Source organism: Streptomyces sp. NPDC058697 (assembly GCF_042715345.1).
Lineage (GTDB): Bacteria > Actinomycetota > Actinomycetes > Streptomycetales > Streptomycetaceae > Streptomyces > Streptomyces liliifuscus.
Genome location: NZ_JBHXSU010000031.1, coordinates 59,810 through 71,219, shown reverse-complemented (window position 1 = coordinate 71,219; position 11,410 = coordinate 59,810). Strand labels below are relative to the sequence as shown.

At 69.7% G+C, this 11,410-nt stretch carries 11 protein-coding genes; 5 read left to right on the top strand and 6 right to left on the bottom strand.

Translation table 11 applies throughout. From position 1 onward, the window contains the following. Window positions 1–250: 250 nt before the first annotated feature. Entirely contained in the window at window positions 251–1,081 is an 831-nt protein-coding gene (locus tag ACFWXQ_RS41435) for an intradiol ring-cleavage dioxygenase (protein WP_383944236.1), read from the bottom strand. A 387-nt stretch (window positions 1,082–1,468) separates the two neighbouring features. Between ACFWXQ_RS41435 and ACFWXQ_RS41430 the strand changes: the two genes are divergently transcribed. Further along, window positions 1,469–1,819, top strand: coding sequence for a DUF6247 family protein (locus ACFWXQ_RS41430; RefSeq protein ID WP_383944238.1), 351 nt, complete (start codon window positions 1,469–1,471; stop codon window positions 1,817–1,819). After that, entirely contained in the window at window positions 1,816–2,139 is a 324-nt protein-coding gene (locus tag ACFWXQ_RS41425) for a hypothetical protein (RefSeq protein WP_383944241.1), read from the top strand. Before ACFWXQ_RS41430 ends, ACFWXQ_RS41425 begins: the two co-directional genes overlap by 4 nt. Window positions 2,140–2,170: 31 nt before the next feature. Here ACFWXQ_RS41425 and ACFWXQ_RS41420 read toward each other — a convergent pair whose 3' ends face one another. After that, on the bottom strand, window positions 2,171–3,325 hold the full coding sequence (locus ACFWXQ_RS41420; RefSeq protein WP_383944243.1) for a methyltransferase: 1,155 nt from the start codon (window positions 3,323–3,325) through the stop codon (window positions 2,171–2,173). Between the two features lie 360 nt (window positions 3,326–3,685). On the opposite strand from ACFWXQ_RS41420, the gene ACFWXQ_RS41415 reads away from it, so the two are divergent. Together ACFWXQ_RS41415 and ACFWXQ_RS41410 are read left to right on the top strand one after the other, a co-directional pair. Next, entirely contained in the window at window positions 3,686–4,378 is a 693-nt protein-coding gene (locus ACFWXQ_RS41415) for an RNA polymerase sigma factor (RefSeq protein ID WP_383944246.1), read from the top strand. Further along, on the top strand, window positions 4,375–5,523 hold the full coding sequence (locus tag ACFWXQ_RS41410) for a CU044_5270 family protein (RefSeq protein ID WP_383944248.1): 1,149 nt from the start codon (window positions 4,375–4,377) through the stop codon (window positions 5,521–5,523). Before ACFWXQ_RS41415 ends, ACFWXQ_RS41410 begins: the two co-directional genes overlap by 4 nt. A gap of 21 nt (window positions 5,524–5,544) precedes the next feature. On the opposite strand, the gene ACFWXQ_RS41405 is transcribed toward ACFWXQ_RS41410, so the two are convergent. The 4 genes from ACFWXQ_RS41405 to ACFWXQ_RS41390 all read right to left on the bottom strand — a co-directional run bounded on the left by ACFWXQ_RS41405 (window position 5,545) and on the right by ACFWXQ_RS41390 (window position 9,277). After that, window positions 5,545–6,996, bottom strand: coding sequence for an ATP-binding protein (locus tag ACFWXQ_RS41405; RefSeq protein ID WP_383944251.1), 1,452 nt, complete (start codon window positions 6,994–6,996; stop codon window positions 5,545–5,547). Further along, window positions 6,993–7,724 (bottom strand): response regulator transcription factor, encoded by a 732-nt coding sequence (locus ACFWXQ_RS41400; RefSeq protein WP_200396773.1) that lies wholly within the window; start codon window positions 7,722–7,724, stop codon window positions 6,993–6,995. Before ACFWXQ_RS41400 ends, ACFWXQ_RS41405 begins: the two co-directional genes overlap by 4 nt. Window positions 7,725–7,850: 126 nt before the next feature. Next, a complete protein-coding gene (locus ACFWXQ_RS41395; protein ID WP_383944254.1) occupies window positions 7,851–8,036 on the bottom strand; it encodes a hypothetical protein in 186 nt (61 codons plus the stop codon). 86 nt (window positions 8,037–8,122) lie between these two features. Next, window positions 8,123–9,277: a trypsin-like peptidase domain-containing protein gene (locus tag ACFWXQ_RS41390; protein WP_383944257.1), complete on the bottom strand. Its 1,155-nt coding sequence runs from the start codon at window positions 9,275–9,277 to the stop codon at window positions 8,123–8,125. Between the two features lie 249 nt (window positions 9,278–9,526). Here ACFWXQ_RS41390 and ACFWXQ_RS41385 point away from each other — a divergent pair, with 249 nt between their 5' ends. After that, complete coding sequence (locus tag ACFWXQ_RS41385; protein WP_386270304.1) at window positions 9,527–11,284, top strand: trypsin-like serine protease; 1,758 nt, start codon at window positions 9,527–9,529, stop codon at window positions 11,282–11,284. Window positions 11,285–11,410 lie beyond the last annotated feature (126 nt).

Here is an 11,410-nt window from a genome sequence, read left to right as displayed (position 1 = left end):
CGGACGGGTGCGGGCCGGCGAGGTAGGTCGCCGCCCCGCACGGAAAGGTTGCCGGGTTCCTGGTGCCGTTGGGGAGGAGCTTGTCGGAGGACGGACTCTTCTCCCAGCCCCACTCGCAAGTGAAGCTGCCGCCCGCGGTGCCCGAGAAGAGCGAACCGGCCGGACGTCACGGGGACATCGCGGCCGGATCAGAGATGCTTCAGAAAATCAGCGAGGCCCGTGCGGGGGCGGCGCGCCTACACCGGCGCGCCTACACCGGCACCGTGAGCGTGGCCGTGTAGCCCTTCTCGACGCTGCCCTTCGTCGTCGCCAGCTGCTGGTCGTAGCCGTCGCTGAAGATGTTGTCGGTCTCCAGGGAGAGCTGGCTCATGTTCTGGACGCTGCGGTCGTAGCCGTCCGTCGCGTACACGGTGTCGCACACGTCCTTGGCGAACGCGAGCTGCGAAGTGGCCGTGATGGACGTGGCGTTGGTCGCGTCCTCCAGGCTGCCGTACACCTCGAAGTGGATGTGGGGCCAGCGGCCCGTGTAGCAGGCGGGGAAGATGCTGGTGAACGTGACCTGCCCCTTGGCGTCGGTCTCCTGGACGCCGCGCAGGTAGTTCTCCTCGGTGACGCCCTCGGAGTAGAGGGAGTAGTTGCCGTCCCGGTCGCAGTGCCAGAGATAGACGGCGGCACCCTCCTTGGGCGTACCGCAGCCCGAGGCGGCGTCGACGACGGTGAGGGTGACGGTCAGCGGCACACCCTCCGCCTTGCCGCTCGCCGACCCGAAGCTGGAGGTGATGTCCTTGCGGACGACACCGCTCTCCTTCAGTACGTTCACCCCGTTGGAGCCGTCACCGGGGTACGGGCCGGCCGTCTCGCCGGGAATGGTCTCGCACTCAGCGCTCCCGGAGGAGGCGGCGGACGACGACGAACTGCCGGAGGGGGCGGCCGAGGAGGCCGAGCCGTCCGAGTCGTCGCTGCTGCACCCGACCAGCGGCACCAGGCCGACACCGGCCAGCAGCCGGATCATCTTCCGCCGCTGAAGCGTGGGCAGGTCGAAGGAGAGACCCCTGTCGTGGTCGTGCAGTTCTTCACCCATGGCTGCTCTCCCTGTACCTGTGCCTGGCCACGGCCGCTTCCACGCCCGTGCCACCCGTTGATTGAAAGTGAGAGTAGGCGCATTGCCTGTGGGGCATCCATGGGGCGGCTGTTCGTCGGCTGAGGGGGTGAGTCGGGAAGATGAGCGACTCGCCCCCGTCAAGCGTGAGGCGGGCGTGAACGCCATCGGGTGAATCGAGCGGGAAACCGAGACGCGAACGTGTGTGTCCCGCCACGGTGGCTTCATGGCAGAGATCACGACCACCAACCCCTTGGCGGCCCCTCAGCTGTGTCCCTCGGCGCCGGTGCGCGGACAATCCGCGCGGCGTCGGTGAGCGCGGCTATGGTCGTAAACGTAGACAGGGCACGTCGAAGGAGGGCATCGGCCATGACTGCTCACGCTTCGGAATCCGATCCGGCCATCCCCCCCATGCCCGAGCGGACCCCGAAGGCGTTGCGCGAGGCCATCGCCGAGCACACTCCCGAGCTTCTCCCAGATTTCGACGCCCACTGGAAGCGGGCGATCGCCGACGCCTACAACCTCGGGCCGGTGCCCGCGTTCATGGCCCTCTGGTGGGGTGAGTACGCCCTCGCCCGCGACTCAAAGCTGGACGAGCACGTTCGCGATCTTGAACACCGAGCCGCGTACGAGTGCACAGACATCGCCGAAGCCAAAGCCCTCCTCGAAGAGGCGGCGAAGATTCACCACCGGGTCCGAGAACTGGAGCCCGGCGAGTGACTGATGGGTTCATGGGGCCGCCATGGCAAGCGGACTGGCGGATCGATGCTCTCGTCATCTTCGAGGCGTTGCCCGACCATGTTCGAGAGATCGCCCTCGCAGCGCGCGCTGAACTGGTTACGGCGAAGGACCCGTATTTCCGAGGCATCGATGCTGATGCCGGACTTCCCGAGGGCATGTGGGTCGTGCCGGTCCGGTCCACTGATCCGAAGGGCCGCCACGTCTGCTTCTTCGACGACGAAAACGGCTGGCTGAAGTACAGCTTCGTTCGCCGAACCGAAGATCCCCAGATCGTGGTGGAGGAGATCTTCTGGCAGTGAGCGCTGCCCTGAGCCCACTTCCTCGTGGACGTCAGTCGGGGGTCAGGCGCCACAGGGACGTGACTTCGGCGGTTCGGGCTTGGTGGAGTGGGTCCGTGGTGTCGTGGGACCGGGGGTGGTGGGGGATGGTGTCGAGGCGGTCCGTCACGTGTAGGCCCGCCGTGGTGATGGCGGTCAGCAGGTCCTCGCGGGTTCTCAGGTCCAGGTGTTCCGCCAGGTCGGACAGGACGAGCCAGCCCTCGCCGCCCGGGTGGAGATGGCCGGCCAGGCCGTTCAGGAAACCGTGGAGCATCGTGCCGTCCGGGTCGTAGACACCCTGTTCGACGGTGGAGGTCGGGCGGGCGGGGAGCCAGGGCGGGTTGCATACCACCAGGTCGGCGCGGCCCTCGGGGTAGAGGGCGGGGCCGGTCACCTCGATGCGGGCGGCGAGGCCCAGCCGGGCCGCGTTCTCGCGGGCGCAGACCAGGGCGCGCGGGCCGATGTCGGTGGCCACGACGTGGGAGAGGCCCCGGCGGGCCAGTACGGCGGCCAGCACCCCCGTTCCCGTACCGAGGTCGAACGCCGTGCGCGTGTGCGCGGGCAGCGGTGCCCGTGCGACCAGGTCGATGTACTCGCCTCTGACCGGGGAGAACACGCCGTAGTGGGGATGGATGCGGACGCCCTCCCCGAGGGACGGTACCTCCACACCCTTCTCGCGCCACTGATGTGCCCCGATGACACCCAGCAACTCCGTGAGGGAGACCGCCCGTTCGCCTCGCGGTGGCCCGTACGCCTCGGTGCATGCCTGGCGTACGTCGGGTGCCCGGCGCAGGGTCAGGGAGTGGTCGTCGTCCAGGAGGACCAGGAGTCTGCCCAGTACGCGGGCGCGGTGGCCGCGCGCCCGGCGGTGGAGGTGGAAGGACTCGGCCGGGGTGGCGTCGGGGCGGGCGGGGTTCGCTTTCCGGTCGATGCGGCGGGCCATCGCCCGGAGCAGCTGGCGTGCGTTGTGGAAGTCGCCCTGCCACAGCAACGCCGTTCCCTCGCAGGCCAGTTGGTATGCGGTGGCGGCTTTCGTGCTGTCGTCGGCGACGACGACCCGGCGGGGAGGCGGAGCGCAGCTCTCCGAGTGCCAGTGGGCGGATCGGGCAGGTCGGGCAGGTCGGGCGGACTGGTCTTCGGACCAGTTGATCGTGGGCGTCGTGGACACGACGTACTCCTCGTGTTCGAACGTGCGGTGGGCACGAAGAGCACTTCGACGAGGAGCCGGGGAAGTGGGGAAGCCGCCGTGCGTGGCAGACGGCCCGCCTCGCGATATCGCGGTACGGGCTCGTAGGTCGGGCAGTCTCGCAGGAAGGGCTACCGCTCCCGCGTCGAAGCGCGGGAGGAGAAGTCGCCGAGGACCAGACCTGGAACCATGCCGAGCATCAGGGTCAGCCTTTCGGAGAGATGATGCCCGAGACTCGCACGGGCCTCGCCTCGCGGGCAAACCGGGCCCTGCCTTCCCTGTGACGCAGCTCACGGGAAGGCGACCCCTCCCGCCGGACAGCTCACAGAGGTGACCACTCATATGCGAACCCGGATACGGGCCGGGGATTCGAGCGCCTTCGCCGAACTCTTCGACGCGTACGCCCGTGCGGTCTACAACCACGCGTTCCGGCTGACCGCGGACTGGTCGACGGCCGAGGACGTGATGGCCGCGACCTTCATGGAGGCGTGGAAGCTGCGCGACAGGGTCGACCCGGAGGGCGGCTCGCTGCGGCCCTGGCTGCTGGGCATCGCCACGAACACGGCGCGCAACCAGTACCGAAGCAACCGGCGCTACCGCCGCGCCGCGAACGCCGCCGCGGCGGCCGAGCTCGCCGTGCCCGACCACGCCGAGGAGGTCGCCGACCGCGTCGACGACCGGCACCGGCTCGCCACGGCCCTCACCGCGCTCGCGAGTCTGCGCAGACCGGAGCGCGAGGTCATCACGCTCTGCCTGGGGGAGGGCCTGGACTACGAGGCCGCGGCGGAGGCGCTCGGCATCCCCGTCGGGACGGTCGCCTCCCGCCTCTCCCGCGCCCGCAAGAAGCTGCGCTCGATCGCCGAGGCCCAGCTCGCCGTGCCCCAACTTGCCGTAGGCCAGGGTGAGTTGGGTCGTCCTGTCGCCGGCATCGCGTTCAAGAAAGTTCGCGAAAAACGGGAAGGCCCCGGCCCCGCACGACAGACAAGAGGCGATCACGTAAATGCGATCCGGCCCGCACAGGAAGGAAACCGATGAACGCGAACACGTCCCGGCAGCACCCTGCCGAGTGGGACCAGGACGCACAGCTCCTGTCCCAGACGGCGCGTGACCTGCCGACGGGCCGCCACCAGTTCCACAAGGAGCGTCTGATGGCCCAGATCCACGAGCAGGCCCAGCGGGAAGAGCGCACGGCGACGACGGGGACTATGGGGAGTACGGGGACTACGGGGATGGCCGCCGCGGCCCCCAAGAAGGCCCGGCGATTCCGGCTGCCGCGCCCCGCGATCACCCTGCCCGCGATGGCGGCCGCCCTGTCCGCGGTGGTCATCGCCGGAGTGGTGACGGTCGGTGGCGACGGAAGCGGGCTGCGGGACAGCGGTGTCGCCACCGGACCGGCCCTGACCACCGACGTCGGTACCGCGTCCACGAAGGGCGTGCCCCAGCTGCTCGACCAGATCTCCCTGGCGGCGGCCGAGGGCGACCACCCGACCGTCAAGCCCGGCCAGTACATCTACATCGAGTCCGTGCTGGCCGACACCTTCGTGAAGACCGTCAACGGCAAGTCCAGCCTGGCCAGCCACGAACTGCACCGCCGGCAGATCTGGGACTCCCCGGACGGCGTCGAGGGCTGGCTGATCGACCCCGCCGTCAACGACAGCCCCGAGGGCGAGACCCTGAGCCTGCCCGACGAGCAGGGCAACACCCCGAAGGCGCACCTGGGCAGCCCGTCGTACGACTACCTGAACAAGCTGACCACCGACCCCGACGCACTCCTTGCCAAGATCTACAAGGAGACCAAGGGCCAGGGGAACACCCCCGACCAGCAGGCCTTCACCACCATCGGTGACCTGCTCGCCGAGAGCTACCCGCCGGCCGAGCTCTACCCGGCGCTGTTCGAGGCCGCCGCCAAGATCCCGGGTGTCGTCGTCGTCGACGACGCGGTGGACGCCGCCGGCCGCCACGGGGTGGCGGTGGCCCGGCTGGACGAGACCAGCGGGCAGCGCGAGGAGTGGATCTTCGACAAGAAGACCCATGTCTACCTCGGCGCGCGCAATGTCCAGGTGAAGCAGTACAAGGAAGAGGGCGTCCTGATCAAGCCCGGCACGGTGAACTTCACCATGGCCGTCAAGAACCGTGCCGTGGTCGACGGAATGAAGCAGACCCCGTCCCAGGCGGGCTGAGGCCGGCCTCAGCGGGCCGCCTCAGTCCAGCGCGGGCGGCGGTGTCGGGGCGCCGGGCAACCGGATCGTCGCCACCGTGCCGCCGCCCTCGGCGGGGCTCAACGCCACGTCGCCGCCCGCCTGTTGGACCGTACGGGCCACGATGGACAGGCCCAGGCCCGAGCCCGGGAGGGCGCGTGCGCTCGGGGAGCGCCAGAAGCGGTCGAAGACGTGCGGGAGTTCGTCGGCGGGGATGCCCGGGCCGTGGTCCCGTACGGTCAGTTCGCCGTCCTTGAGGGTGACGTCGACCGTGCCGCCCTCGGGGCTGAACTTCACCGCGTTGTCGAGGATGTTCACGATGGCCCGCTCCAGCGCGGAGGGCTCCGCCCGTACGAACCAGGGGTCCACGTTCGCCGTGATCGTCAGCTCCGGGCCGCGCAGACGGGCCCTGCGCAGGGCCGCCTCCACGGTGTCCTGCAACGACACCACCTGTACGCGGTCCGCCGGCGTCCCCGCGTCCGACCGCGACAGCGTCTGCAAGTCCCCGATCAGCGCGGCCAGTTCGGTCATCTGCGCCTTCACGGACGCGAGCAGCGCCTTGCGGTCCGCCTCGGGGATGGGCCGCCCCGTCTCCTCGCTCCGGGTGAGCAGCTCGATGTTCGTACGGAGGGAGGTGAGGGGCGTTCGCAGTTCGTGACCGGCGTCGGCGATGAGCTGCTGCTGCAGCTCACGGGAGTTCGCCAGCGAGGCCGTCATGGAGTTGAAGGAACGGGAGAGGCGGGCGATCTCGTCCTCGCTCTCGTCCTCCACAGGGATGCGGATGGAGAGATCCTCGGTGCGGGCCACGTGCTCGACGGCGTCGGTGAGCTTGTCGACGGGACGGAGACCCGCCCGGGCCACGGCCAGACCTGCGGCCCCGGCGCCCAGGACCCCGATGCCGGACACGAGGAGCAGGATGAGCGCGAGGTCGTTGAGGGTCTTCTCGGTGTCCTTGAGCGAGACGCCGACCAACAGGGCCACGTCGGGATAGGGCTCAGTGGTGGGGCCGAAGCCCACGAGGACGGGGACAGTTCGTACCCGTACGTTGTTGCCGTCCTCGTCCGTGGTGTTGTGGAAGGAGCCGCCCTGGTCGGGGTCCGTCGCCACCTCCTTGTCCTGGGCCGTGGGCTTCACGACTCCTGCGGAGCTGGGGAAGACACAGGAGTTGCCGTCCGACTTCACCACCTGCACGTAGTAGTCCCTGGGCTGCATGGCGTCGGACGACGGGGTCACGGACTTCGGGCAGGCGGCCAACAGGGCAGTGATGTCCTGCTCCTTCAGCCTGAAGCCCGCGCTGTCGACCTGCCTGTCCACCTGCTCGTACAGCTTCCCCTGCACGATGAACCAGCAGGTGACCGAAACCGCCGCCACTCCGAACGCCACCGCTGCCGCGACGAGCAGCGCCAGTCGTGACCGGATCGGCAGGGAGCGGAACCGGCGAACCACCTTCTTCACTCCGCCCCACCCGACCGCAGGACATACCCCACACCCCGCACCGTGTGCACAAGACGCGGCTCGCCGCCCGCCTCGGTCTTCCTGCGGAGGTACATCACGTACACATCAAGGGAGTTGGAGGACGGCTCGAAGTCGAAGCCCCACACCGCCTTCAGGATCTGCTCGCGGGTGAGGACCTGGCGCGGGTGGGCCAGGAACATCTCCAGCAGGGTGAACTCCGTGCGGGTCAGCTCGACCGCCCGGCCACCCCGCGTGACCTCGCGCGTGGCGAGGTCCATGCGGAGGTCGCCGAAGGTGAGAGCGTCGTCCGCGGGGGCGCCGACCGCCGCGGCCGCATACGAGCTGCGGCGCAGCAACGCCCGTACGCGGGCGAAGAGTTCGTCGAGTTCGAAGGGCTTGACCAGATAGTCGTCGGCGCCGGCGTCGAGGCCGGTGACGCGGTCGCCGACCGTGTCGCGGGCGGTCAGCATGAGGATCGGCGTCGTGGTCCCCGCGCCGCGCATCCGGCGGGCGGCGGTCAGGCCGTCCATCCGCGGCATCTGGATGTCGAGGACGACCAGGTCGGGCTGGTACACCGTGGACTTCTCCAGGGCGTCCGCACCGTCGACGGCGACCTCGGTGTCGTAACCCTCGAAGGCGAGGCTGCGCTGGAGTGCTTCGCGCACGGCCGGCTCGTCGTCGACGATCAGGATGCGCTGGGGTTCACGGTCGCCTTCGGCGGGGCTCATCGCGGTCAGTTCCTCGGGTGCGGTGGGACGTGGTCGGGGCGCTTTCAGCCTCGCACGTTCAGAGCGGTTCAGGGCTGCTCAGGGCTGTTCTCGTAACGCCTGCCGGGCGCGCGGGCCCGGCAGGGATCAGCCTCGTACGGTTCGGCCGGTACGGGCGCCGGCACCCCGGCGGGCGCCGCGCGGAGCGGCCGCGGGGGCCACCTCGGGCGCGCGGGGCGCCGGCGCGTGGAGCTCGTACGCCACTTCGAGGGCCAGGGCGAAGGCGGCCGGGTCGGCGCCCGTGAGGGTGTGGGAGACGTTCCTGATCTTCATGACGAACTCCGGGTGGCTCGGTGCGAAGGGAGTGAGTCGGAGGGGGTGATTCGGAGGGGGTGATTCGCAGGGGTGCGCGCGGACGGTCAGCTGTCCGAGCCGCCGGCCCGCAGGGTGTCCAGGTCGGCCTTGACGGTGTTGATCGGGATGGCGAAGCCGAGGCCCACGCTGCCGGCGCTCGACGAGGTGGCGTCCGCGGCGGAGTACATCGCGGAGTTGATGCCGATGATGTTGCCGTTCATGTCGATCAGCGCGCCGCCGGAGTTGCCCGGGTTGAGGGACGCGTCGGTCTGCAGGGCCTTGTACGTGGTCGTGGACGAGCCGGTGTCGCCGTTGAACTCCTGGCCGCCGAACTCGAACGGCCACTGACCGCTGCCGCCGCCCTGCTGTTGCTGCTGCTGGCCCTGGCTCTCGTCCGTGGAGACGGTGACGTCACGGTTGAGGGCGGAGACGATGCCGCTGGTGACCGTGCCGGTCAGTCCCTCGGGGGAGCCGATCGCCACGACCTGGTCGCCGACCTTGACGCCCGCGGAGTCGCCGAGCGTGGCGACCGTCAGACCGGACGGCGCGTCCTCCAGCTTGATCAGCGCGAGGTCCTTCTTGCTGTCGGTGCCGACGACCTTCGCGGTGTACGACTTGCCGTTGCTCAGCTGCACCTTGATCTCGGAGGCACCCGAGATCACGTGGTTGTTGGTGATGATCTCGCCGCCGCTGGTGATGACCACGCCTGAACCGGTGGACTGGCCGGCGTTCGAGGTGGCGCTGATCTCGACGATGCTCGGGCTGACCGCCTTGGCGACCCCGGCGACCGTGCCCTTCTCACTGGTGGGCACGACGCTGGTGCTGGTGCTGCTGCTCGCCACCGTGTCGTTGCCGGTCAGCTCCTGGAAGGCGTACGCGGTACCGCCGCCCACGGCCGCGGCGGCTATCGCCACGGCGGCCAGCAGCGCCAGCGGACCCTTGGCGCGCTTACGGGGAGCGGGAGCCGGGGAGACGGGCTCGGTGAGAAGAGCCGTGGGAGCGGCGCCCTGCTGCGCCGGCCCGTACGCCGGCGGGGGCGGCCACTCCGGGTTCACGGAGGAGGCGGAGGGGGTGGAGTAGTCGGAGGAGGAGCTCGCGGGGTGCGCGGAGGCGTACGGCTGCTGGGGGTACGCGGACTGCTGCGCGTCGCCCTGCGGGTACGCGGACTGCTGCTGTTCGCCCTGGGGGTACTCGCCGCTGCGGCGGAAGCTCTCGGTCATGACTCAGACTCTGAACCCCGACCATGAGAGCTCCCTGAGTGCTCCCTGAGAAGCCCGACAGAACCGCGTATGCCCGATATAAAGCCGCCGGGGGCCGCTGAGATCGGTGAAACGGGGGGTTGCGGCACGGTGATGTGCGGGAAGCGGCGGACGAATACTTGTCGGACCACTGTGAAGAACGTGTGCAACGGGGAACGAGGGGCGCAATCTTGGTGGGTTCACGACACACCACCACCTCAGGAGCCCTGAGTGATACGTGCCCTGCGCGACCGTTGGAGACGCCCCGCCACGGCGTTCCCCGCGGCCGCTCTCGCGCTGGCGCTGAGTTGCGCCGGCGTCCTCGCGGCGCAGCCCGCGACAGCGGCGGACGACCCCACCGGGGGTCTGCCCGACGCGAACCTCTCGCAGCCCGCGAAGCCGGCCGCCTCCACCAAGGAGCTGCGCGACCGGATCGTCGAGGCGGCGAAGGCCACCGGCGAGACCCCGGACGACGCCTCGCCCAGCAAGTCGCCGTTCATCATCGGCGGCGGTGAGACCACCATCGCCAGTGCCCCCTGGATGGTCCAGCTCGGCTACTCCGACCCGGTCACCGGCGACGGCTACTTCTGCGGCGGCACGCTCGTCGCCCCCAACAAGGTCCTCACGGCCGCCCACTGCGTCGCGGGCCTGGACTGGGTGAGCAACGGCGCCGTCCTGGCCGGCACCACCGACCTCGACGACTACGCCACCGGCACCCCCGCGGGCGTCTACCGCCAGTGGACCCACCCCCGCTACAACGAAGCCACCATCCAGAACGACATCGCGGTGCTCACCCTGGACCGCCCGCTGGAGCAGCAGTGGCTGCGGCTGGCCGCGTCCGACGACAGCGCGCTCTACAAGGCCGGCACCGCGGCCACCGTCTACGGCTGGGGCCTGACCTCCGGCGCCGACGACGCCACCCTCTCCACGAAGCTGAAGAAGGCGAGCCTCCCGCTGGTCGCCGACTCCACCTGTAACAGCGCCATGCAGGCGGTCCTCGGCGGCGACGAGTTCATCGAGGGCTCGATGACCTGCGCGGGCACCCCCGCCACCGGCGTGGACGAGGGCACCAACAGCCCCTGCAACGGTGACTCGGGCGGCCCCCTGGTCGTCGGCAACAAGATCGTCGGCATCGTCTCCTGGGGCGTCGCGGGCTGCACCGGCAAGGGCGCCTACCCGGTCTTCACCAAGGTCAGCTCCTACGCCTGGGCGGCCCAGCCGCGCGTCGACGACACCGACCTGACGTACGACGGCCGCGCCGACCTGCTGGCCCGCACGCCCTCGGGCGGCCTCTTCCAGCAGGAGAGCAAGGGCACGTCGCTCGCGCAGCGCGCCTACCAGGGCAACGGCTGGCAGACCGCCACCTGGGTCCTCCAGGCGGACCTGGACCGGGACTTCTACCAGGACCTGATCGTCCGCGACAAGACCGACGGCAAGCTGTACCGCAGCTACATGGACCACGCCGCCGGTGACTGGACCTGGATGCAGATCAGTTCGGTCTGGGGCGGCTACAAGTCGTACGCGATCCCCGGCGACATGACGGGCGACGCCCGCCCGGACCTGCTCGCGGTGGACGCCGACGGCTCGGTCTACCTCTACCCGGGGCGCGGCAACGGCGAGTTCTACGGCAAGGTCAAGGTCGTCAGCGGTTCCTGGAAGAACGTGAAGATCTTCGGCCACGGCGACTTCTCCGGCGACGGCAAGCCCGACCTCCTCGTCCGCTCCACGGACGGCACCCTCTGGCTCTACCGCGGCACCGGCAAGGAGAAGACCCCCTGGTCGGCCCGCATCAAGGCCCGCACCGGCTGGAACTTCACCTCGTACGTCTCCAACGGCGACGTGACCGGCGACGGCGTGGCCGACATCATGACCCGCGACTCCGGCGGCACCCTCTGGCTCTACCGAGGCACGAACAAGGCGTCCAGCGACCTCTTCGCAGCACGCACAAGCCTGGGAACGGGCTTCAACCAGTACAACCTGCTGTTCTAGAAACCCCTGAACAGAAGTGGGGCCCCCCCCCCAGGGGGGGGGCGGGGTGGTGTGAGGGGGGGGGGGGAACGCGCCATCATTTTGGGTTAATGGGGTGTGGTTTTAAAAAATGAAGCAGGCGGCGCT